16 protein-coding genes are annotated in these 23,092 nt (G+C 67.2%); 7 read left to right on the forward strand and 9 right to left on the reverse strand.

From position 1 onward, the window contains the following. Positions 1 to 79 precede the first annotated feature (79 nt). Both fxlM and HNR07_RS29280 read right to left on the reverse strand, forming a co-directional pair. Positions 80 to 1,354: a methyltransferase, FxLD system gene (gene fxlM, locus HNR07_RS29275; protein ID WP_184368858.1), complete on the reverse strand. Its 1,275-nt coding sequence runs from the start codon at positions 1,352 to 1,354 to the stop codon at positions 80 to 82. A 199-nt stretch (positions 1,355 to 1,553) separates the two neighbouring features. Then, on the reverse strand, positions 1,554 to 2,588 hold the full coding sequence (locus tag HNR07_RS29280) for a phosphotransferase enzyme family protein (RefSeq protein WP_184368861.1): 1,035 nt from the start codon (positions 2,586 to 2,588) through the stop codon (positions 1,554 to 1,556). Between the two features lie 322 nt (positions 2,589 to 2,910). Here HNR07_RS29280 and HNR07_RS29285 point away from each other — a divergent pair, with 322 nt between their 5' ends. Further along, positions 2,911 to 4,578, forward strand: a complete 1,668-nt coding sequence (locus tag HNR07_RS29285; protein ID WP_184361138.1) for an IS4 family transposase — start codon at positions 2,911 to 2,913, stop codon at positions 4,576 to 4,578. On the opposite strand, the gene HNR07_RS29290 is transcribed toward HNR07_RS29285, so the two are convergent. After that, on the reverse strand, positions 4,487 to 5,050 hold the full coding sequence (locus HNR07_RS29290; RefSeq protein ID WP_184368864.1) for an NUDIX hydrolase: 564 nt from the start codon (positions 5,048 to 5,050) through the stop codon (positions 4,487 to 4,489). The two genes, HNR07_RS29285 and HNR07_RS29290, sit on opposite strands and share 92 nt — an antisense overlap. Positions 5,051 to 5,352: 302 nt before the next feature. Between HNR07_RS29290 and HNR07_RS29295 the strand changes: the two genes are divergently transcribed. Then, positions 5,353 to 5,805: an NUDIX hydrolase gene (locus HNR07_RS29295; protein ID WP_312894011.1), complete on the forward strand. Its 453-nt coding sequence runs from the start codon at positions 5,353 to 5,355 to the stop codon at positions 5,803 to 5,805. 407 nt (positions 5,806 to 6,212) lie between these two features. Here the strand turns inward: HNR07_RS29295 and HNR07_RS29300 are convergent, their stop codons facing one another. Continuing rightward, positions 6,213 to 7,649 carry a transcriptional regulator gene (locus HNR07_RS29300; protein WP_184368866.1) on the reverse strand — a complete coding sequence of 479 codons (1,437 nt, stop codon included), beginning with the start codon at positions 7,647 to 7,649 and terminating at the stop codon, positions 6,213 to 6,215. A 283-nt stretch (positions 7,650 to 7,932) separates the two neighbouring features. Between HNR07_RS29300 and HNR07_RS29305 the strand changes: the two genes are divergently transcribed. Genes HNR07_RS29305 through HNR07_RS36245 form a run of 5 tightly spaced genes read left to right on the forward strand, consistent with a single transcriptional unit; the run spans position 7,933 to position 14,514 of the window. Continuing rightward, positions 7,933 to 10,650: a PEP-utilizing enzyme gene (locus HNR07_RS29305; RefSeq protein ID WP_281387211.1), complete on the forward strand. Its 2,718-nt coding sequence runs from the start codon at positions 7,933 to 7,935 to the stop codon at positions 10,648 to 10,650. Further along, positions 10,647 to 11,303 (forward strand): glutamine amidotransferase-related protein, encoded by a 657-nt coding sequence (locus HNR07_RS29310; RefSeq protein WP_184368872.1) that lies wholly within the window; start codon positions 10,647 to 10,649, stop codon positions 11,301 to 11,303. Before HNR07_RS29305 ends, HNR07_RS29310 begins: the two co-directional genes overlap by 4 nt. 28 nt (positions 11,304 to 11,331) lie before the next feature. Then, positions 11,332 to 12,138: a phosphocholine cytidylyltransferase family protein gene (locus tag HNR07_RS29315; RefSeq protein ID WP_184368875.1), complete on the forward strand. Its 807-nt coding sequence runs from the start codon at positions 11,332 to 11,334 to the stop codon at positions 12,136 to 12,138. Next, on the forward strand, positions 12,131 to 13,528 hold the full coding sequence (locus tag HNR07_RS29320) for a Mur ligase domain-containing protein (protein WP_184368878.1): 1,398 nt from the start codon (positions 12,131 to 12,133) through the stop codon (positions 13,526 to 13,528). Before HNR07_RS29315 ends, HNR07_RS29320 begins: the two co-directional genes overlap by 8 nt. Continuing rightward, entirely contained in the window at positions 13,525 to 14,514 is a 990-nt protein-coding gene (locus tag HNR07_RS36245) for an NUDIX hydrolase (protein WP_376769959.1), read from the forward strand. The genes HNR07_RS29320 and HNR07_RS36245 overlap by 4 nt, the downstream gene beginning before the upstream one ends. Here the strand turns inward: HNR07_RS36245 and murC are convergent. The 5 genes from murC to HNR07_RS29350 form a co-directional block, all read right to left on the reverse strand. After that, positions 14,483 to 15,814, reverse strand: coding sequence for a UDP-N-acetylmuramate--L-alanine ligase (gene murC / locus HNR07_RS29330; protein WP_184368885.1), 1,332 nt, complete (start codon positions 15,812 to 15,814; stop codon positions 14,483 to 14,485). The two genes, HNR07_RS36245 and murC, sit on opposite strands and share 32 nt — an antisense overlap. 973 nt (positions 15,815 to 16,787) lie before the next feature. Beyond that, positions 16,788 to 17,891 (reverse strand): hypothetical protein, encoded by a 1,104-nt coding sequence (locus HNR07_RS29335; protein WP_184368888.1) that lies wholly within the window; start codon positions 17,889 to 17,891, stop codon positions 16,788 to 16,790. Continuing rightward, the gene (locus HNR07_RS29340; RefSeq protein ID WP_184368891.1) at positions 17,888 to 18,892 is read right to left on the reverse strand and encodes a thiopeptide-type bacteriocin biosynthesis protein; all 1,005 of its coding nucleotides are present in this window, start codon (positions 18,890 to 18,892) and stop codon (positions 17,888 to 17,890) included. The genes HNR07_RS29335 and HNR07_RS29340 overlap by 4 nt, the downstream gene beginning before the upstream one ends. After that, the gene (locus HNR07_RS29345) at positions 18,874 to 20,118 is read right to left on the reverse strand and encodes a lanthionine synthetase C family protein (RefSeq protein WP_312894012.1); all 1,245 of its coding nucleotides are present in this window, start codon (positions 20,116 to 20,118) and stop codon (positions 18,874 to 18,876) included. Before HNR07_RS29345 ends, HNR07_RS29340 begins: the two co-directional genes overlap by 19 nt. Next, a complete protein-coding gene (locus HNR07_RS29350; RefSeq protein WP_184368907.1) occupies positions 20,115 to 23,027 on the reverse strand; it encodes a lantibiotic dehydratase in 2,913 nt (970 codons plus the stop codon). Before HNR07_RS29350 ends, HNR07_RS29345 begins: the two co-directional genes overlap by 4 nt. Positions 23,028 to 23,092: the final 65 nt, after the last annotated feature.

Consider the following 23,092-nt stretch of genomic DNA (forward strand, 5'->3'; position numbering starts at 1 on the left):
TGCTGCCTACTACGAGCACGGGCACCGGTACGGGCAAGGCGCATGTGCTCCTTTCTCCAATCGCTGGGTGAAAGGGGGGCTAGGTGGTTGGTGCGTGCCAGGACAGCACGATGCGGCTGTGCGGCTTATCCACCACGCAACCGCTGGGAAGGTCGCGGTCGTTCGCGCTGGAAGGGCAGACCTCCATCTGCGGTTTGAGTCGGCCACGTACGTGGCTGTCCCACACGCGGAACCGTTCGGCCAGCAACGCGGCCAGGCGCTGGGCGTCGGAGCCGTGGGCGAAAGCACCGAACTCGAAGGTGTCACCGTCGTCTCCGACGGGGCGCTGCTTGGCGCGGTAGGCCAAGCTTGCTCCTTCCACCAACGCTGGGGTTCCCAGACGCCAGGACGGGGCGACCACGGACCGGTTCACAGCGTCCTGAGTGGCAGTGAGTACGCACGTGCCTTCCAACGTGGTCGCTAGCCACAGGTCCAGATCCCCGAAAGGCTCGCCACGCCTGCGAGTCACACCCGACCACGCCTGAACACGCGGGGAAGACAACGCCTCCTCCAACACAGAGGCGTCGACCTCGGGGCCCTCATCGGCCCACAAAGTGACGGCTCCGCCCTGCAGGTCGACTCGGGCACGCTGGCGGCTGCCCACCCCCTGCATCGGCACGAACCCGCACATCAGGTGAGATCGGCTGACCAGCCGGTCCCCGTCACGGTCCAGAGCCCAAGACCTCATCAGGGCGCGGGTGCGCAAGGGCACCACCATTCGCCCCTGGGAGGTGAGCTGATTGATCCAGGACGCAGGGATGTCCTCGGCGCCCACGGTGACGATCAGCCGGTCGTAGGGGCCGAAGTCTGGTGCACCGAACACTCCGTCGCCGCACACGGTCCGTACCCGGCCATACCCTGCCCGGTCCAGACACTGCCGGGCCCGGTCCACGACCTCGGCGTCGATGTCCATCGTGGTCACCTCACCTTCGGGGCCGACCAGTTCGGCCAGCAGGGCCGCGTTGTAGCCGCCACTGCCGATCTCCAGCACCCGCTGGCCGGGTTCAACAGCGAGCTGGCCGAGCATGCTGGCGATGGTCGCTGGTGCTGAGACCGAGCTGAGGTTGACGCCGCATGCGTCAGTCTTGGTGATCACCGCCCCATCGCCGTAGGCGGACTCCAACCTCGCGCCAGGTGTGAACAGGTGCCGGGGCACCACGGTCAGCGCGTGTTCGATCCTGGTCGGGAGTGGGGCACCGAGTGTGCGTTGGCGGTCTTTGATCCGCTCGACCATCGCTGCCCGCCGCGCCTCGGCTTCAAGGTCCGTGTGCACTGCGGTGGCGTTGGGCATGGGGGCGGCCTGGTTCTCCTGCATGCCAAGATCGTGGCACGATCCTTTCAGGGCCCGCAGCGAATTCGGATCGCTACCGCTGAGCTCTCGGTAGCTCACCCGGCTTCGGCGATAGAACGATGGGTGTCGAAGGGGTCGTGGGTATTGGTTCAGCCGACGGTCTGAGGCACCTACCTACTCGCAAAGCGGAAGGTAACGCAAAGACAGCGAGCAGCATTCGTTGTCAGCGAGAACCCTGCGGTGACGCGAGACGGTGAAGCATCGACTCCGCCGCTTCCAGGTTCTCCAGCAGACGCCGGGCTGCCTGATGGCGTAGCTCCCAGAACCGGTCCAGATCGTCCTGAAGCAGGCCAGGGGAGCGGTAGTGCTGTTCGACTCCATACAGGCTGGTCAGCATCTGAATGAGGATCACCCGGCCACAGACGAGCACGTCCTGTGGGTCAACGTTGGGGTTGGTGTCCTGGTAGGCGCTGATGAGTGTGGCCGCGGAACCGATCCATTCATCGGTCAGGGCGAGGGTCCGCGGGTCGAAGGCGATACGTCCCAGCTCCCAGGCCAGCAAGTAGGGCACGGGGGGACGGAAGTCGATCACCGCAGTCAGGTCCTCACCGTTGAACAAAAGGTTCGGCGTGGTGTAGTCACCGTGCAGAACCTGCGTGGTCAAGCCCCGGGGCACCTCAGCCAGCAGGCCAGACACCTCTTCAAGCATGGCCAGCCGTTCGGTGAGAGTGCGCTCTGCGAGGGAGTCGAAGTCCTCGTGTCGGGTGCGGCCTCGGATCAGGCCGAGCAGACCTTCGGCGCGTTCTCGGATGGCGCTCAGGTCTGGGGCGTACCACTCCTGCACCCAAGGAGAGCGGGCACTGCTGAGCGGGTGTCGGGAGAACGCCCGGTGTAGCCGCCCCAGGGTCTGGCCGACGGCTTCCTGATGGGGACGGGTGAGCCCTTGAAGCTCGGGGTGGCCCTGAACCCACTCCCACACCGAGACCGCGACTGGTCCGGATCGGTGCAGGACTTCCTTGTCCAGGGATTCCCGTACACGGGGCGTGGGCACACCGTCGTCGCCAGCCAGCCGGGTGAGCTCGATGGCGTGGCGCTCATCCTCAAGGTGGGCCCCGCGGGGATAGACCTTCACGAACAGGTCGTGGCCAGTGCACCTGGCCCGGTAATTGGTCGTGCTCTGACCGCCATGGATACGCTCCAAACGCACAGGGGCCAGGGCATACCCAGAACGCAGGGCCGCGAGGACCTCGGGAATCACCAGCAACTCCCTTCTGGGCTGATACGGGCGAGGTTTCGTCAACGCAGGGCGGGTTTCAGCGGGGCCGGGTAGCCGCCTTACTTTGGTGCCATGGTCGCTCGCGCGATGCGTGAGCCGACCAGGCGCTCGGCCTGAGCGAGCGGGTACCAGGCGGCAGCGGCAACCTCCGACTCCTGAACCCAATGCCGCGTAGTTAGGCGATCATCCATCAAAGCAACTCGGACACCCACCGCCAGAGCACCCCCTCTACACCAGGAACGGGACCCCCTGATAGACGCAGTGATACCGACCAAGGTCATCACCGCTCACACAAGAGGTCCCGTTGCCACACCAGTCTGCCATCTCTGTGTCCACCCGTGTCGTTGAAACAGCCGAGGGCATCTTCGCGCCAGGGCATCTGGGCGAGTTGACCCAGCACATCCCCTTCGAACTCGTCGATGACGTGCTAGCACGAACCAACCACCTCCAACAGCGGCTCCGGCAGCTCCCCTCACGAGTTGGCGTGTACTTCCTGCTCGCGCTGGCGCTCTTCCCCTCACTGGGATACGCCAGGGTCTGGGACAAACTGGTGGCCGGAATACAGTCTGCGGGCACCGCCCGCCCCTCGGAAAAAGGGCTGCGGGACCTGCGCCGACGGCTGAGCCCAGCCCCGTTGAAACTGCTCTTTGAGACACTGGCCGGACCTGTCGGCCGACCACGCACACCCGGGATCAGCTACCGCCACTGGCGCACCGTGGCCCTGGACGGCTGTTCATCCATCAAAGCCCCTGACCAGCTACGCGTGCGAGGCTGGCTGGGCAAGGTACTACGCCCCAACGGCTGGGACGGCTACCCCATGCTCCGGCTGATGGCCCTGTGTGAGACCGGTACCCGCAGCCTGCTGGGTGCGGTCTTTGGCCCCACCAGCTGCGGTGAACGCGGCTATGCCAGACGCCTGCTGCCCCTTCTCGACGCGAGCATGCTCTTGCTGGCCGATCGCGGCTTCGACTCCGATGACTTCCTCACCCAGGTCGCCGGTACCCGGGCCCAACTACTGATCCGCCTCAACGGGCGCCGTACCCCCGCAGTGATGACACCCCTGCCCGACGGCTCCTACCTGACGCGGATCAACGGTCTGACCCTGCGTGTCATCGAAGCGGACATCACCGCCACCTGCCAGGACGGGCAACGAATCGCCAGCAGGTACCGGCTGGCCACCACGTTGCTAGACCACCGACACGATCCTGCCACCACCCTGATCCGCCTGTACCACGAGCGTTGGGAAGTGGAGTCTGCCTTCTACGCCTTGCGGCACACTCTGCTCGACGGACTCGTCCTGCGCTCGCAGGACCCCTTTGGTCTGCAGCAGGAGATCTGGGCCCAACTCGCTCTCTACCAGGCGCTACGACGCGCGATGGTCGAGGCCACTGACACCGATGCCTCCATCGATCCAGACCGTGCGAGTTTCACCGTCGCCCTTGAGGCCGCCCGCAACCAGGTCATCACCGCACAGGGCGTCCTGTCCTGCCTTCCCGGCACCGCAACAATCACCCACGCGGTCATGACCGGTCTTTTGCCCAGACGTCGTGCCCGCCTCAGCGCCCGCCGGGTGAAGGCCTACACCTCCCGCTACCGAGGCAACTCTACTGAGGAACGCCCACTGAGCAGCCGGAACATCATCCATCTGGCTATCACGGTCCACACCGCGCAGACCGGCGCGGACCCCAGGGGTCTTACCTGCGCTTCCACGCCGCCTTCGCCTGGCGGGCGCAGGCAGGGCCGTCGAGACCGCACCCTGCAGCTCCTACGAACAGCCGGTCAGCGCACCTGGAGTTCGAAGGAGATCGCGCGCAGTCTCAGCATCGATCACTACCGCAGTTTCTGCGCGCAACTGGGCCAGTGGGCGAAGGACGGTCTTCTTAGCAAAGTTGGCCGGGGCCTGTACAGACTCGCACCGGAATGGCGCCTACCAGCAGGAACCCATGATTTGCCCTCTCAGTCCACCGCCTAACTACGCGGCATTGCTCCTGAACCCGCCCCACCTGCGTACCGGCCGCCGCAGTGAAGGCGAAACCGATATCGAGGTGAAAGTGGGCGAGCTCGTTCTTCACCGGCCGTGCTGGAACCCGGCCGTACTCGACATAGACGGGCAGGGGCGAGGCCGGGCGGATCCGGGCGGGGTCGATGCCGCTCTCCTCGGTCGACTCACGCACAGCGGCGTCGATCAGCGAAGCATCGGTAGGTTCAAGGTGGCCGCCGGGCTGCAGCCAGATCCCGTACGCAAGATGCTTGACCAGGAGTACCTCATCCCCGCGCAGCACCAGCGCGCCGACGGTCACGTGCATCGGCAGGGTGTGCCGTGAAGCGAAGCCCTCTCCTGTGTGGAGCTGCTGGAGCGCCTCGGCCAGCAGCACCGCTTCCTCAGGGTGGCGGGCGAGGTAGCCGTCCACCATCTCTTTGATCTTCGCGTCCGCGATCGCCATCTGGGGCCTCCGCACCCATGGGGGAACCACTCCAGCGTCCGCAGCTTACAAGTCAGACCTGCCCCGGGCCCTGGACTTGTGCGTGACGGTGGCCTGGTGAGGAGCCACAACGGTGCTGGATCATCACCGCCATCAGCGACTACCTGCTGCCGAGGCCCTGGGGGCTGGTGTTGACGGTGACCATGGCCCGGGGCGCACCGCTCGGGTGCGAGGTCTACCAACACCCGCCGCGTCGATCCGCCACAGCCTTGCGGCATGCTGGGGAACACCCACAGCAGTACCAGAGCGAGAAGAGGCGCAGGGTGTCAACGAGGGCGAACCCGACCGTGGACGTGTGCGTGTTGCTCACTCGCGAGGACGGGCGTGTTCTGCTGGGCCAACGCACAGGCACGGGGTTCGCTGACGGCCAGTTCGGCATCCCCGGCGGGCACCTGGAAGAGGGTGAGTCCGTGGCCCAGGGCGCGGCCCGCGAACTCAAAGAGGAAGTCGGGGTGTTCATCGACCCTGCGGACCTGGAATGCGCCCACGTCGCCCACCACCGCAACGATCAAGGCCAGACCCGCATCGGGTTCTTCTTCACCACCACCCGCTGGCAGGGCACCCCCACCAACATGGAACCCGACCTGTGTTCGGGCCTGTCCTGGGTGAACCCCGCTGACCTGTCCACGAACACGATTCCCTACATCGCCACCATCATTGACCGGATCCGGTCAGGTGAAGTCTTCTCCGTACACGGTTGGGACGGGGCACACTGACCTCGACGGGGTCAGCACCCTGACCACCCTGATGTCACCCACAAGGTGGTGCCCGTGCTGGCTTCCCCCCACGTAGGCCCACAAATCGCCTGTCAACGCTGAAGGTGCGGTCTGCCCCAGGAGGGCCTAGCCGACCTGGCGGAGGCCTTGCACGCCAGCGTGTCCATGTGGGACTCAGCGTTGGTGTAGTGGCCCGAACCGAGCAGCTTGATGATCAACGCCGGCTCGCCGCGCGTGAGCTGCAGGACGTCACCGCGGTGAAGAGGCGACGCCGGTCCACGTGCCCCTTTCGTTGGGTTGCTGCGCGTCCCCATACTCTTCGGTCTCTCCCAGGTCGCTGTGAAAGGGACACTGATGGGGTTGTGCGGGACTGTGGTGAAACGGCTGCCTTCGAGGAACACCCCAGGCTATTTACGCTGAGTGAGCAGATCGTGAATCTGTCGTGCTGAGACCACGGAGAGGTGGTCGGCTGCTTCACGTGCCAAGTCACGGTAGCGGCGGTTAACGCGTGCTGACCCCATCCCGGCTCCGATCGCTGCAGCGTGTTCGGCAGTGGTGTGAGCGGCCTCGAACTCCCCGAGGAACAGGTATGCCCGTGCTAACGCGATCGCGTCGAAAACTCGAGAACGTACTCGATAATCCGAGCGTTGTTCAACGGCAGCGCTCAGTAGCTCGACCGCATTGTGGGCATGCCGGGGGGCTTCGGTAGTACGGGCGAGAAAAAGCAGGACCTCTCCAAGCACGGAGGCCAGTTCGGCGTCATCGAGGTAGGAGATGAATGCCGGGGTGGGTTCAGAGCTGTCATCTGCAAAGATCTCTTGGGCGAGGTGGAGTGCGCGCAGGGCATCGCGAGAGCGGCCTAGAAGTGCGGCAAAACGCGCGTCGAGGGCGTGCAGCCCTGCGCGCAGAGCCGGGTTGGCAGTGTTGCGTGTGCCGTATAGGGCCAATGCGATGCAATCACGGGCGTGCTGAGGGTGGCCGACATAGCCCCAGATGCGGGCGAGGCATTGCAGGAGATGAGCGGTGAGGTTGAGATCGCCGCTCTCGCGGGCTGCGTGAACGGCCAAAGTCAGGTAGGTGATCGCCTGGGGGTAGTTGCCGGCGTCGTGTGAGGCCCAGCCGACGACACCGGCCAGATCGCCGAGCTCTCGGAACAGAGCGCGGCCCGCTGTCTCTGTGTAGGTGCCTGTGTTGATGGCGGTATTGGTGGCAGCGAGGTGGCCGATGCCCATGTGGAGCATGCTGGCGCCGCCGTGCTGGTTGTCCATCTGTCGCAGGGTGGTGGTGTAGGCGGAGAGACGTTCGGCATCAACGTGGCCGAGCCCGCCCTTGGCGGCAACTGAGGGCAACGGGCGAGGGGACTTCCAGGTCCAAGTCTCCAAGGCTGTGAGCATGTGCCGGGGTTCCTCAAACCTGAGGGTCTCTCCGTAGGTGTTCTGTTCAGCGCAGTGAGGGCCTGCAACAAGAGTTGCGCGTGTGACACGCTCGATGTCGCCGAGCACCTCGGCCGGTCCGCGGTAGCGGGTCTTGTCGTTGCCAGGTGCGGGGCCCAAGCCCAGGTCAGCTGTGGATAGGCGGTAGCCGGTGTGCTCTGAGAGGATCTCGGCAATCAGGCCGGGGACTGGATCGCGCGGGCGCTCGCCGTCGTTGATCCACCGGCGTACTCGGGAACCGTCGGGGCGTACTTGCGGGTGGCCACGTTGGCTGGCCCGCTCGGTCACGGCGCGGGCCAGCGCGCTCTTGGAGAGCCCTGACAAGCGGAACCAGTAGCGCAGAGCGCTCTCATCGGATAGCTGAGGCTCCGAATCGTCTGCCGAGTGAGGTGGTGCCTGGTCGTTGGGCACAGCGACTGTCCTTCCTTGGCTCAAGATCTGCTGTGCATAGCGGGGGTGGAGCGCATCACATTATGGACGCGGTAACCGGGCGGGTCGAGAGGGTGGGTCCAGGCGATCGTGGAATTGGGTCCGCGCCGAGGTGTTCGCCAGAGCTTCGCCGTAGGAGCGCTCCCTTGGGCCGCTTGCTGTTGGTGGTGCACCGTGACTGCATTGTCGATGCGCCTGGAGGCCCTGGATGCGTGCACGTCTTGCCGTTGTATGGCCCCGACCGCTGTTTGGACCTCAGGGGCAGATGGGGATCGACCAACTGCGTGAGGTTGTCGCGCATCTGCTCGACCAGCCGCCAACAGCGATTGATCTGGCAGTCTCACCGGCCGCAGCGGGGGAAGTGTTGGGCCAGGCGCACCTGGCAGCGGCTTTATGGCTTCCTAGCGGCCTTGTACCCACAGAGGTATGTCGGCGGGTGCTGTTGGGCGAGCACGGCATCGGGGTGTGGACTGGGCAGCCTGGCACACCGGCTGGGCGGCTGAGTGCCTACAGCTTTGGTCCTTTGGCTCTTCGGGCGCACACACACTGTGTGGGAAGCGGTTGCAGCTTGCCCGGGGCGACTGCGGAGGTGGCAGCGCGCCATTTGGTCCAAAAGCACCGGGTGCCGTTGGCGGGCCCTCGTCCAGGGTTGGCCCCCTGGGATGACGGAGAACAGCGGGCACGGCTGCTCCTGGGCGGTAAAGATGTGGCACTGCGGCGACTCGCGGTGCTGCTGAAGGAGGCCCGAGTCGATACCGGCTTGTCGGTGACCTGGCAGGAATGGCTCCACGCTCCTCATGAGGTACTCGCGGCGATCACTGCCAGGTACCCGGAAAAGCCCGTGATCGTCCGCTCCTGCTCCAGCCGTGAGGACGGGTGGGAGTACTCTCAAGCAGGAGCGTTCTCAAGCGTGCCTGTGCGGTTGCCCGCGCAGCCGGAGGAGATCGCTCGCGCAGTGGATGAGGTGTTCGGTTCCTACGGCGGATGCGGGCCGCAGGCGAGGGTGCTGATCCAGCAGTGGCTGCACCCGGTACAGGCGGCAGGGGTGGTTACTACCCGGACCCTGGCCGGCGGCCCTTACTACACCGCGACGGTTGACCTGCTCTCGGGCCGGACGGACACCGTGACGAGCGGGGCCTCAGGAGAACTTCAGAGCTGGTACATACGCCGCACACCCGCACCTGGTCGTGGTTGGAGCTCGGCCGGGCTGCCCTCGGCGGTGGCACGGCTTGTGGGCGCTGCGATGGAAGCCGAGGTATGTACGGGCACCAACCGCCTGGACGTGGAGGTCGCGCTCTCCGACGGGGCCGCCCATCTGCTGCAGGCCCGCCCTCTAACAACCGCGCAGGCAAGCGACGATCAAGGCGCCTGCGAAGCTGTGGAAAGAGCACAGCGCCAGATCGCCCACTTCACCCGAGGCCACAAAGCAGGTGATGAACCGCAAGTGGTGTTGTCGAACATGGTCGACTGGAACCCAGCCGAGATGCTGGGTCGGCATCCCGCACCGCTAGCCGTCTCTCTGTACCAGACACTGATCACGGACCGGACCTGGGCGGCGCAACGGTCCACCTACGGCTACCGTGACCTGCGTGGAACTCCGCTGATGCACCTCATCGCAGGAGCCCCCTACATCAATGCGACAGCGAGCCTGGCCTCATTCCTGCCCGCAGCTCTCGAGGAACCCCTCGCCCGGACCATCCTCACGGCGATGGTGGAGCGGCTGGTGGCCGATCCGAAGGCACACGACAAGATCGAGTTCGAGATCGCGGCGACATGCTGGACACCGCACATCTCCCACCGGATCACGTACATGACCGAAGCGGGGATCGGCTCTACCGCCCGCAGGACGCTCCACGAACAACTGCTCGCACTGACTCGGCGCGGCATCGGTCGCCTACCGACCGACCTCGCGGAGCTGGACCGTATCGCCGCACCGACACCGGTAGACACGCGGCTGGACCGGTTGCCCACCACCTTGGCTAAAGCACGGTCGGTAGCAATGCAGTTCGCCCATCTGGCCAGAGCTGCGTTTATGGCCACCGACCTGATCAGCGTGCTCAGAGAGGAGGGGCTGGTTACTCGGCGAGAGGCATGGATGCGTGGCCTGGGCACGGTCACGACCGTGATGCGGCAGGACGCGGCCGCAGCCGCAGCCGGGCAGCTGCCCTGGTCTGATTTTGTGGCGCGCTACCGCTGGATCCGGCCCGGCACCTATGACCTGACTATTCCCACCTACGGTGATGACCCCGACGGCTACCTGCGTCCCCTCCTCGCTCACCCCCTTCACTCCGCAGATGATGCGGTGTCTACGCCATGGGCTGAGTGCGACGCAGCCGCCGTGGACCGGGCAGTAGCCCCGCTCGGGCTGGACGCTGGGGCGCTGGAAGCGTTCTGCCGGGCCGCGATCACCGGCCGCGAACGCGGCAAGGCGGTCTACTCAGCGTGGGTCAGTGCAGCTTTGGAGGCTGTTGCCGCACACGGAGCTTCCCGCGGTATCGACCGCGACGGGATGCGATACCTGCATCTGAGCGAAATCCTTCGCACCCATCCGGGGCGATGGCCCGGCCTGATCGCGCGGCGCCGGGCCCAGGCACAGGCGTGCGCACTGGTCGAGTTGCCCGATGTGATCACCAGCGCGGAGGATTTGGACTGTTTTGAACGCGGGAGGGGGCGGGCCAACTTCGTTGGATCCGCTCGGGCGTGTGGGCCGGTGCATGCCACGCTCTCTCCAGATCACCCACCTTCGCCGGGGTCCGTGATCGTGTTGGAGGCCGCAGACCCGGGCTACGACTGGATTTTCGCCCACCAGCCTGCCGCTCTGGTCACTGCCTACGGGGGCGCTAACAGCCACATGGCGATCCGTTGCGCCGAGGCGGGGATACCTGCCGCGATTGGGGTCGGCCTCGCCACACACGCCTCCTGCTCAGCTGCACGCCGCCTCATCGTGGACGCGGGAGCCCAACGCCTGGACGTACTGCCGTGATCACCGGCACCGAATCGGGCTGGGTCGCGGTCACCCAGCGACGTGTGCACTTTGACCACCGCGGTGAAGAAGGCGACTACCTCGACGCCCGATGGATGGCGCACCTGACGGACAGCCGACTACTACTGGTGCCCAACAACCTGCCCGCCGCCCGGCACATGCTGGCCAACGTGCCGTTGACAGCGATCATCCTGAGCGGCGGCAACGACTTGCCCGGCGCTTCGCACAGAACCGACCTCGCACCGGAAAGAGACGCGGTTGAAGACTGGCTGCTCGGCATGGCCGAACAGCAGCTAGTACCGGTGATCGGGATCTGCCACGGCGCTCAGGTGATCGCAGTCCGCCACGGTGCCTGTTTAGCCGAGGGCAGCAGTCAACATGCCGGAACCCGTCACCTGGTCCGCACGGTCGCGCAAACGCCGTGGGGCTGGCCACCGACATTCACCGTCACCTCCCACCATCGCGACGTCCTGTCCGCCCAAAGCTTCCCTGACGATCTGCAAGTGCTGGCGCTGGCCGAGGACAGCACCGTCGAGGCATACGCACACCGGCACCTGCCTTGGTGGGGGCTGATGTGGCACCCCGAACGCGAACAACCGCCCGCTACCGGTGCCCACGCCCTACACCACCTGCTCCACACCCTCACCCCCTGAGGTCTCAGCAATCAACAGGAGTGACATCATGCACGCCGTCATCTTGGCCGCAGGCCGGGGCTCACGCCTGGGCACTTTGAGCGACAACCGTCCCAAACCGCTGCTGCCACTCGTACAGATCCCGCTACTTACCCGTCTCCTGGCCAGTCTGCGCACAGCCGGATGCGGACAGGCCACCGTCATCACCGGCTACCGCGCCGACATGTTGACCACCCACGCCGATGCCTACCGCACCATCCACAACCAGAACTGGGAGCAGACCAGTATCGCCACGAGCCTGCTAGCCGCCGCCGATGCTGGAGCCCTCAAACACGGCGCCGTAGTCACCTACGGCGACATCGTCGCCGAACCGGTCGTGTTCACCACTTTACTCACCGCACCCGCCGCCGACGTATGCCTACCAGTGAACACCGCCTGGCTGCCGCTGTGGAAGGCCCGCATGGAGAACCCGCTCGAAGACGCCGAGCGTCTCCTGCTTGACTCCGCCGGGCAGCTGCTCGACATCGGAGGCACCCCCACCGGCCTAGATGAAGTGCACGCCCAGTTCATGGGAATCATCCGGCTGAGTCCGGCCGGGGCCACTGATCTGACCGACTTCTACCGACACGCGCTCGACCAAGATCCAACTGCGGCCCGCTGGGACACCACGGCCCTGCTCGCTGCCTGGCTGCGGGCAGGGGGACACGCCACCACTGTGCCGGTGCAGGGAGGCTGGCTGGAGATCGACACCGCCCACGATCTGACTCTCTACGAGCACCTGCACGCCCGCGGTGAGCTGGCCGACCTGTGCGACTTGACCACCACCAACCCCGAAGGAGTCCTCTTCGATGCCTGATACCCGGATGCCTTTGGCCGGACAACATGTGCACTTCAACGGCCTGGGAGGCAAGGGCATCGCCCCAGCAGCTTCCCTCGCCCACCAGGCAGGAATGCTCGTCACTGGCGACGACCTTGCCCCCAACCACCGCACCCGCGCCTTCGAAGCCGAAGGGGTCGCCGTCACGATCGGCACCAACACCATCCCCGACAGCACCACCATGCACGTGGCCAGCGCCGCCCTACAGCCCGGCCACGACGCGGGCCCACAACCGATGGCCCGCCTGGAGTTCGTTCAGCACCTGCTCGCGGCCCACCACAAACAGCTGATCGCAGTCTCCGGCTCATTAGGTAAGTCCACCGCGGCCGCCTTGTTCCACCACATCCTGCAACCACTCGTACCCTCGGCATACATTGGCGCCGACGTGCCCGGGCTGTTGTGCGGGGGCAAGTTCGCTGAGGGGGAGTGGGCAATCGTCGAGGCGTGCGAGTACAAAGCCGCTTACCTCGCTCTCGCCCCAGAGATCGTCATCGCTCTCAACCTCGTGCAGAACCATGAGGATGACCTGGGACCTGGCACGGTCGGATTCGAGCGCAGCCTGACCACTTTCCTCACCCAATCGCCCACCCCACCCCGTCTAGCAGTTCTGCCAGACCGGGTCGCCGCACTCCTCGCACCCCACCTCGCGACCACCAGCACACACCTGCAAGTCGAGACCGTCGGAGAAGGCGCCGACTGGAGCGTTCACGTCACCGACGCCGACGCACACAGCACGACCTTCCGCCTTGCACAGCACGGCACCCACGCTGGCACCTGGACCGTGCCCGCGCCCGGCCCCCACTTGGTTACCGCCGCGTCCTGCGGTCTGATCGCCGCCCTACACCTGGGTGTCAGCCCTGCCGACAGTGCTGAAGGGCTGGCCGGTTTCAAACTGCCGCGCCGCCGTATGAGCACGATGTACCGCGACGACCGCCTCGTCCTCATCGATGACAACGCCCGACAACCCGACCAGGCGGCTGCTCTCATCCAGGCCTTGCGCCAAGCTCATCCTGATCGGCACCTGGTCATCGCAGTGGCCCCTTGGGGACGTAAGAACCAGCGTGACCTCCCAGCGTGGGCGCTGGGCCTGCATGAGGCGGACACCGTGTGGGTGCTGCCTGTAGGCGAGGCAGCTGTGCCTGGCGGGGAGGTCGCCGACGCGGACAAGCGATTGGCTGAGCTCATCCGGCTGGAAGGCACCCCGGCCTATACGGTCCAACCGAGCGGCCTGCTCCCACTACCCGAGGACCGGAGCGCCGATCGCGTGCTGGTCGCCACCGCCGGATACGACGCCAGCCTGGCAGCGTTCTCCACTCTGCACGACCAGGTCATCACTGCCTTTGGCACTGAATCCACCTCGACCGCATGAACGCGCCCCGCCCCACCCCTGTACGGAAGACTGTCGCCCTGTTGGTCGGCCTGACCGACGGCAGTATCGTCGTCGACTCCAACGGGTCCCTCCCCGCCGCGGAGCTGCCGCCAGAGGCAGCCTGCACACCTGTGCTGCGACATCTGCGGGACAGGCTCAGCCTGGCCAACGACACCGCACCGCACCTGGCTGTAGTCGACAGCACTGACGATGAAACAGTCGTACACCACGTTGTGTGGCACGGTCTGCTTCCCGCGCCGAGGGCGGCATCAGCCCGCCACCACTCAGTGCCCCTCGGACAGGCCCTGAGGGCTCTGCCTGAACAGGAAGCGGCACGGCTGCGAGCGGCTTGTCGCGCCGGCCTCCTCGGCCAGACTCTCTATCTCGCCCAGGGCCGCCGGCCCGACGCTGCGCCGACCAAAACCGAACGCACCCTAGCCCGCTTCACCTGGAACCTGGGTACCTCGCCACCCTCGGCGCAGGACATCCATCAGGTATGGGGGTGGCTGACGGATTCGCTCGGCCGAGTGCTGATCCTTTTGGACCGCTTCGGCACTCCTAGCCTGCCCGGTGGCCGTCCCGAACCAGGCGAGAGCCCACACCACACCTTGGCGAGGGAAGCCGTTGAAGAAGCCAACGCCCATACTGGCGCCTCGACCATGCTCGGCTTCCAGCAGGTCAAGGAGAACGATCGTGCCCCCTACACCCAGCTACGAATGACCGCGCCCCTGCACCGCCTAGGACCAGCCGAGCCTGACCCCGACAGCGGCCAAACATACCGCCGGGTTCTTGTCCCCGCCCGGCAAGCCAATCTGCTGCTGGGGTGGGGCCCCGAAGGTGACGCTCAAGCCGCCGCTGTGGCAGATTCCTGCTGCGCGCTACCACTCGCCCCGCTTGTGCACGTACCCCATCAAGGGTGGAACCGCAGGGAAACAGACCAGGGGGCCACGACAGTCAGTGAACCAATTCCTCGGCCAAGGCGTTGACGTCCCCAGCTCCGATCAGCATCACGACGTCGCCATCCCTGGCCTCCTGCTGTAGCTGGTGAGCGAGCTGAGCCCGGCCGACGGACATCTGCATTCCAGGCCCACGGCTGTCCACATCAGCGGCGAGCTGTTTAGCCACGTGTAGCCAGTCCTGGGGGTTCTCCCGAGCTGGATAGACCGGCTCGACCCATGCAAGATCGGCTGAAGCCAATGCATGGAGGAACTCGGCCTGAAACTGCTGGGTGCGGCTGAACAGGTGCGGCTGGAAGACCGCCAGGACTCGACCCTGCCCAGCAACCTGGCGGGCCGCGGACAGAGCGGCGGCCACTTCGACTGGGTGGTGGGCGTAGTCGTCGTATACTCGCGCCCCGGACACGGTCCTGCCCCGCAGCTCAAACCGACGGGCCAGCCCAGGGAAGGCCAACAGTGCCTCACGGATGTCCGCAGCTGCGCAGCCTTGACGGCGTGCTACCTCCACTACCAACGCAGCATTGTGCAGCTGGTGCACGCCCGGCTGATTGACTTCATACACTTCACCACTCAGCCGGAACCGCATCGGTTCGCCGTCGATGAGTTCTGGTTCCACCACCTTCATGTCCGGTACGAAGGGCCGCAGATACTCGGCTGCCTGAGCAGAAACCACCGATTCCTCTGCCTTCGCAGCGAACTCCCCCAGCACCTTGGCGACATCCGTGATGTTCTGGTAAGCGCCCCCGTCGCCGACGTGGTCAAGATCAACGTTGGTGACCACTGCGGTATGCACTTGGTAGTTCAACAGGCTTTTGTCGGACTCATCCGCTTCGATCACGAGCATTCCCCCCGACCCGGCAGCCGCATGCACGCCCGGCGGTCGTAGCAAAGCGCCGACTACATAGCTCGGGTCCTTCCCACACCAGGACAGCACGTGTGCTAGCAGTGCCGCCGTGCTCGACTTACCGTGTGCGCCACCGATTGCGATCGTCTCGTGCAGCTCGCTGATCTGTGTCAACAGCTCTGCGCGGTGCAACTCACCCAGACCTTTGCGGTGGGCCTCGGCGCGTTCGATGTTCTCCGGTTTGATGGCACTGGAGATCACCACCTCTGCCGGTTCGTCTGGGACATTGCTGGTGTCGTGGCCGATCACTACTTTGGCGGTGCCGTTGCGTTCCAAGGACTCGGTGTAGATCGTCTGCCGGGCATCGCTGCCAGTGACGTGAGCACCGAGCGCTTCGGTTACAAGTGCCAACCCAGACATGCCGCATCCTCCGATCCCAATGAAGTGAAGACGACGGCCAGAGAAAGGTTCAAGGGTGTGTGACATGCCCAGAGCTTAGCGAAGCGTGCTCTCAGCAGTGCAGATGCCAGGCCTGTGGAGCGCATATCCGGGTCGTGCAACTAGACCCTCATCCCCGTGAAGCTTAGCCAAACGCTCTGGAGCGGATCCCTGAGTGCTCGCGCGATTCGGGGCCCGACCAGGTGGTCGGCTTCAGTAAGCGGGCAGCGCACGCCGTGCCGCTCGACTCCGGCCAGCCAGGAGTTTGGCCCTGCCGCCGTGGTTTGGCCTGCCAGAGGTCCAGCAGTGATTCGGAGATGGTAAGCAGCACCGGAAGGCTCGGGCTGAGTGCCGCAGTCGCCCACCCAACCGCGCGCAGCGGGCTGCATTCGCCTGTTCCTTGGCCCAACATCTCCTGAAGCGCTGATGCTCATGAGGTTGGTGGGGCTGCTTCGGGAACGATATGGCTTACTCAGGCTGAAACGGCGTCCAGGTTCCGTGCAGGGGCACCGGTACTGCGCACCTGTCGGGCGGCGTCGTCCCACCTATGTGTGGTCCCTATACCCACACTCAGTGCGTAGCAACAGATCAGGGGCGGGTCCAGTCGGCGTCTGCCCAACTCCTGATCCGCCACCGTCACCGTGCGCTGCGGACACCGGGTGGCGCAGACCCTGATAGGTCCGTCGTCTCCAACACGGGCCGAGAGCACCACGTCGACCTGCCAGATCAGGCATCGGACCAAGAGATTCACTACCGCGAGTGTGGGCCGCAGCCGCTCCGGTCCTCGTCAACGTTGCATTCAACGAAGATGTCCTGGCCCTGGTCCATGGCTCCTCACAAGTAAGGGCGCACTTTCATGTCCCTGTCCCGCGTACGCGGTGGGGCCGGAGGCCGGCGGCACACGGAGACGCACTCCACTAGGTCCAAGCCGTGGCGGGTGGGGTAGGTGTGAGCGCATCCGGACAAGTCCGAGCTCATAGCGCATTGTTCCTACCGACCCCGCTGACCACATGTGGGGGCGCTACCCAGCTGCGGCGACGACAGCGTGCGCCAGCTGCGCCGTCTGCTCAAGTAGGGACGGTAGGGGCACGGTCTCCGGCAGCGACAATCCTGCGGCATGGCTTCGGGCCAGCAGCGCGTCCCGTTGTGCGGCGAGGAGGTATTCCTGAGACCGGGGGTGTGTGAGGACCTCATGGGCTGGTCGTGCGTCGGGCAGAGCGAGGACTTCGTCGACGAGGGTGTTCAGCCACGGGTCGACGTGGCCGGGGGCGGTACGGGAAGCCAGGTCGATCAGGGTCAATGTCAGGTGTACTCCGAACAGAGGGCTGATCGGGTCAGTGGTGGTGCGCGCCGAAGTGATCATGATGTGCAGTGCTTCCAGGTCAGGTTCGGGGCCCTGATCGGCGGCGAGGTGGGCATAGGCGCGCAGACACCCTAGTACCGCGCGTTTTCCTGTATCGGTCACGAGGAGCGGGGTGAACAGGTCGTCTGTGTGCCTGTTGGCCATGCTCTCCACCAGGCTGCACTGGTGCGCGGGCCCGAGGCGTTCGCCCACGTGGTCGAAGGTGCGCGAGTGGACGGCGGCTCGTTCCCACTGGCGGGTGCGCATCAGCAAAGCGGTGCCGGTCTGGAGCATGGCCAAGCCCGTCCACCGGAGCACCTGGACCGCGACCGGGGTATCCAGCAAGGCGGCGAGATCCACACACAGGCCGTGCACACTGATATGGCCGCTACCGGTGGCGACACCTCGGTGTAGAGCTGCGAGGTCTTCGAACGCCTGCCGGGGGTGGCCTTGGCGGGCGGTGAGACGCACGAGGTTGAGCAAGGGCTGGAGGGCGTCTATGGCTGCTCGTCCGGTCAGAGGAGCGTGGCGGGCGAGCAGGGTGTGCTGGTCGCGGCACCACCGGGCGGCAAGATCGGTGTGCCCTAGGTCGGCGGCGATGAGCGCGGCCAGGTTCCAGGCGTTCAGCGCCTGACGGTGCCGCTCGCCAGGGTCGGTGGTTGCAGTGGCCGCACGAGCATGGGAATGAGCGGTCTCGATCCGGGTGTACAGATCGGGTAGGTGCAGGTGAGGACGGCACAGCAACGGGAACCGTTCCCATGCCTGCAGGAACTCTTTGTTCACCGCACGGCCTCTGAGCCCTCGACCGCCACGCCCAAGACGACCGTGCGTGCCGCGTGGGCCAGGGCGGCCTGCACCCCCGGGCCCAGGGCGAGCCGGTTCCAATGGAAGATCACGTGGTAGGCTAGGACGGCGCGGATTCCCCGGACCAGAGCTCCCTCGGCCCGGGCCCGCCTGAGCCGGGCACCCGCGGTGGCGAATGAGCCCGCCCATGAGGCGTGGGCGGACAGGGCACCGTCGGGGCCGAACATGGCCCCGTCGGGGTCGGTGTCGGCGCCGATCAGGGTCTTTGCGGAGGTGAGTATGGTGCCGACCTGGGCGGGGTTCACGTCCTGGGGCAGGGGCCGCAGGTCGCACACCAGGTCCCAGACGTCGCCGTGCTCGAACGGCTCCAAGCCCGCGGAGCGCATCAGTTCGGTGCACAGCATCAGTGAGAGCTGTTTGCGGCCCAGCGGCAGGTCGGCCTCGGCCGCCAGGTGGCGGATGTGGTGGCTGTCGGCGCAGAACACCTCGTGGGCGATGTCCATCCCGGTAGGGCCGCCGAATGCCGCCGTCTCGGCCTCGTAGATGCCGGTCCGCCACCCGCGCACCACGCCGGCCTCAACGAGGGTGTCCAGGGCGATGGTCAGGCGGTGGCGGGCATCGGGCCGGGTGAGGTCCAGGCGCAGCCGCCACCCGGGGTGCTTGTGCAGGAACCACCACCGCGACACCAACCCGTCGGCAAGGGCGGTGTCGATCAGCGCGGTGAGCCTTCGGGCGGCGGTGTGGTCGCGGTGGGGGTCGAACTCGATGTCGACCTGCCACCAGGAGTGGTGGGCGGTGGCCTCGTGCACGGCCCGGTACCCGGCGTTGGTGAAGACCTCCAGCAGGCGGGCCAGGAACGCAGGCTCCAAGTGGGCGTCGCCCGCAGCGTGCTCCAGGGGGGTGCCAGCCAGGACGCGGGCCAGCGCGGCGGCGGCCGGGCCGGAGCTGGAGGGCGGGCCGTTCAGGCGATGAGCAGGCATGTGTCCCATCCGGTGGCGGGGGCGGTGTCAGTGAGGGCGGTCATGAGTGCCAGCGCGGTCCCGGCTGTGCCGTCGAGGAACCCCGCATCGCCGGTGCCGGGGGCGGCGCTGGCGGCCAGGACGGCGCGCAGGTGGGGCAGATGGGCGGCCAGGGCCGGGGTGATGGCGTCGGTGGAGGCCCGCCAGGTGGTCTGGTACAGGCCCGCCCACCCGTGGCACAGGCCCGCATCATTGATACGGGCGAGCTGGGCGGGGTCGGACAGACACCGGTCCAGGGCGTGCTCGAAGAACTCCTGCCGGGGCCGATCGCCCAGGGCCAGGGCAGCGAGTTGTCCGGCGCGCGCCAGGCCGGGGGTGCCGTAGCACCAGGAGGGCCGGGCCGGGCCGCCGTGATGAGGGCTCCCGGCGACCACATCGTGCAGGGTCAGGGTTTCGGGCCACCACGGCCCGGCCGGGCCGTCCTGGGCCCAGGCGTCCAGGTACTCCAACAGGACATGGAGGGCCTCGTCGTGCCCCGGGACGGTGGCTCCGGCACGATGGGCGGTGGCGAGCAGAGCGAGGATGCCACCCATGCCGTGGGCCATACCGAGGTTGGCGTGACCTGCGGGAAAGTGCCGCGAGACGCCGCGACGGGGGTCGTGGGACACCCACCACCCCGGCACCGAGCACCCCTGAACAGTGCGGGGGCGGGTGAGGGAGACCAGGTATTGAAGGATGCGGCCCAGCGCGTCGTCGCCGGGAGCCGTCCGCAGCAGGAGGGCGCCCAGGCCAGTGAGTCCGAAGAACACGTCATACTCGGCGAACGTCGCCGCCACCTCGGAGCGTAACCTGGCGGAAGCCGCATCCACCCGCCGGTGCGCCACCGCCACGGTCTGCTCCAACAGACGCTCCTGGGTGGCCCGGTACCGCCCGGCCGCATCCAGGGCGAACGTCACCGCCGGCACCCCCAGGTACAGGGCACTGGCGTCGGTGGCCTCCACCCCGTGCGCGGTGGCGGCTTGCACCCACCGGTGCGCCTGCACCCACGCCTGGTCCCGTGCCGTGGGGGCGGTGGTGGTGCGGGCGTTCTCGATGTGGGCCAGAGCAGAACCGATCGTTCCCGAGGCCAACGAGGTTGCGGCCCACGGCTGCCCCGGTGGAACCGGAGCGGGGGTGTCCAGAGCAGCCAGGGCCGTATCGAGTGCGGCCCGCACCGGCCCGGCCTGAGCGGTGGTCCTGGTTTTCACGGGGACCTCCGGTGGGTGCGGGTCAGAGCGATCGAGCGCGCCGCACGCAGCACGCCGGCCTCTCCGTCGGGGTCCACGCCGCGGGAGCGCGCGTGGTGCAGGTGCAGCAGCGACCGCGTCACCTCTGCGGGGTCCCGGCCGGTCGTTTCCAGCGTGCGGCGGTACAGGTCCAGGGCGCGGCCGCGCGCCTGCCAGGCGCCCAGGACGGCCTCCCCAGCAGGAGTGGCCCACAGCTCGCCGGAGCTGCTGTCGGCGGGGTCGGACCACTCCAGCGCCGCAGTGCGTACTGCGGTCTCCACCCGGCCGGGGGTGTGCTCCAGGTCGTGGACCAGCCACCGGTCTCCCGCTTCGCGGCCGCCGAGGAGGTCAGCGGCCAGGTCGGTCAGGGAGGCGGCGGTGAGCGCCATCGGATCGGCCCCGGTTGCCAGGGCCAGGCGGCGTTGGGCCAGGGCTGCGGCGGAGTCGGCGGTGAACACCGCCTCGGCTGCCCGGAACGCTTCTCCGTGGCCGTAGCGTGCGTGCTGGGGGTGGTAGGGCACCAGTTCCGCGCCGGGTGCCAGCCCTGCCTCGCGTAGCCCGTGCGCCCAGGAATGTGCGGCCTCGACCACTGCGGCCATCTCCTGCCCAGCAGGAGTGCGCAGGGTGACTTCCAGGTGGGTGGGGGCGTCCACCCGGGCGGTGTCGCGGCGTATCCGGTACCACCACCGGTCACATCCGGCCGCTTCGATGAGGGTGGGCAGGTGGTCGGTCAGGATCGGGTCGGCTCGGTCGGGGTGTACCGGCACACGGGCGTGCACCATTGGCCCACCGGGCAGAGGGGAGTCCACAACACCTTCGGCCACCGGCCGAGCCCTGGCCCAGGGCCGGGCAGGGGTGAGGGTGGTGTGCAGGGCTGCGACGAGTTCGTGGGGGCGGCCGATCCACCCCACCTGTTCCGGTGCGGGTGCCTCGCACACTCGCACTCGGCCCAGGTCATGGTTGTGGAGATGGCGCCGCAGCAGGTGCCGGTGCGCGGCCTCGGTGAGGTCCAGGGGGAGCTGGCGGTCGTGCTCGACCACGGCGACGTGCTCGGGTACCCCCCACCGGTGCCGCCACCGGCCCAGCGCTTGGTCCCAGGTGTCCTGGTCGGCGTCGCGGCCGGGCACGTCGGCAGTGGTGAGCGTCCACCGTGCCGGGGAGAGCACCACGGGCCCGTACCGGATGCGGGGCACGTGCGCCAGGCGGGCGGCCACGCCGAGGTCGAACGCCCCGTAGAACACGCACCGGGCGTAGGGGATCTCGGCGAGGAAACGGGCCAGGGTCGGGGTCTGGTTCTGCGGCTCCAGCGGATGGGCCACACGGGGGATGACCTGCTGCCCGGTGGACAGGCGCACCAGCCCCAGCCCGGTGGCATCGGCTACCACCGCCAGGTCCTCCAGCCCGATTACCCCCTCCCCTGGGGTGCGGTGTTCCCCCAGGGAGATGGTGAGCGGAGTGATCGGCGGGGTGCGGGTGAGGTTGTCGTTGCGGCGCTGGCGGGCGTGGAAGGACACCTGCGCCGCCACCGCCCCCTCCATACGGGTGGCGAAGGAGTCGACCAACGGTCGGCGGTCATCGGGGTCGAGCAGCTCCAGAAACCGGCCGAACATGCTCGAGGCGGGCCGCGGTGCTGCTGTCACCCACACCGAGAACTCTCCCTTGTCCACGGCGGCGAGGGTGGGGGCGTGCACCCGCGCGGCGATCTCCACCCGGTCCGGCGGCACGAGAGGGGCACCGTTCGCGCGGCCCAGCCGGTCGACGAGATCGTCGGTGAGCACCAACTCCCCGCCGCTAGCCAGCGCTTTCTGGGCTTCCTCCAGCAGGAGGGTGTCGCGGTCGGTCAGGACCGTCGGTGCTGCCAACCTGTCGGCGCCCAGGTATCCAGCCGGCCATCCGATCCCACTGTCGGCCACTACCTCCATCACAGGCACGGCCGCCCCGGGCCCGTACCGGTCCCGGAACCGGTGGTGGTACTCCCGCCAGATGGGGGAACCAAACGGGTGTGCCGAGGTCCGCACCAGCAGGCTGGCGGCCTGCTCCAGCACGGCCACTATCTGCGGCGGGACGGACACCTGGCAGTCCAGGGTGGTGTCCGCGGTCAACGGCACCGGGGACACCTCACTCACGCCGAGCATCACACTGCGCAGCGGCGCCTTGCCCTTCCACTGGGAGTGGGTGGAGGGCGCATCCAGGCGTGTGTGCAGGGATCGCATTCGCCTGAGCAGGCCTGCCGCCTCGGGGATCTCGTGTGCGCCCACCTGCTCCAACACCTGGCACAGGTGTCCCAGGGCGTCGGGGACGGTCGCCGGGGCCCACAGGCCGCTGACCAGGAACCCCTGCGCGAGCAGTTCGTCGACCAGGGCGGCGACCCGCTCGTGCGGGGCGGAGGGGAACTGTTCGGCCAACCGGTCGGTGAGCACCTGGTGCGGCAGTGGGGCACGTGCCAGTTCCAGGGCGGTGACCGCTGGGGGAGCGGCCCGGATCGTCACCTCCACCGGGGCGGCGCGATGGGTCCGCCCGCCCGAGGCAGGGCCGGGCACGACCAGGCGCCCACCACGCCGAATGACCTGGGGGTGAGACATCACCGGTAACCGGGCCATCAGCTCCGGGCAGGCATGGAGGCGGTCGATGACCTCACTGATCCAGGCGTGATCTGCGCCGGTGTGCACCCGGTGCTCCTCACCCCATTTCACGCTCGGGACGGCCGACACGGTGATCGGGGCGGCTCCGGCGAACAGACCGAACGGGGTAGGGCGTCGCCTCCGCGCCAGGTAGCCCAGCAGGGAGGTGATGGCCTTGTCGAGGGCGCGCCTGGGCGGGTCATTGGCGCCCAGTAGGTCACCCACACGCCCGTAGAGGACCGGGTTGGCGGCCTCCACTGCTTGGCGCACACTCTCATCGGACCAGATCTGCTGCAGCCAGAGGAGGCTTTCGTCTGGTGCCGGCGGGGGCGGTG

This window comes from Nocardiopsis metallicus (assembly GCF_014201115.1).
Classification (GTDB): Bacteria; Actinomycetota; Actinomycetes; order Streptosporangiales; family Streptosporangiaceae; genus Nocardiopsis; species Nocardiopsis metallicus.

Bases quoted from the DNA above. Each gene is read 5' to 3' on its own strand.
- murC (WP_184368885.1), bottom strand. From the start codon at position 15,814: ATGTCACACACCCTTGAACCTTTCTCTGGCCGTCGTCTTCACTTCATT.
- HNR07_RS29320 (WP_184368878.1), top strand. From the start codon at position 12,131: ATGCCTGATACCCGGATGCCTTTGGCCGGACAACATGTGCACTTCAAC.
- HNR07_RS29290 (WP_184368864.1), bottom strand. From the start codon at position 5,050: ATGGCGATCGCGGACGCGAAGATCAAAGAGATGGTGGACGGCTACCTC.
- HNR07_RS36245 (WP_376769959.1), top strand. From the start codon at position 13,525: ATGAACGCGCCCCGCCCCACCCCTGTACGGAAGACTGTCGCCCTGTTG.
- HNR07_RS29315 (WP_184368875.1), top strand. From the start codon at position 11,332: ATGCACGCCGTCATCTTGGCCGCAGGCCGGGGCTCACGCCTGGGCACT.
- HNR07_RS29305 (WP_281387211.1), top strand. From the start codon at position 7,933: ATGGGGATCGACCAACTGCGTGAGGTTGTCGCGCATCTGCTCGACCAG.
- HNR07_RS29340 (WP_184368891.1), bottom strand. From the start codon at position 18,892: ATGCCTGCTCATCGCCTGAACGGCCCGCCCTCCAGCTCCGGCCCGGCC.
- fxlM (WP_184368858.1), bottom strand. From the start codon at position 1,354: ATGCAGGAGAACCAGGCCGCCCCCATGCCCAACGCCACCGCAGTGCAC.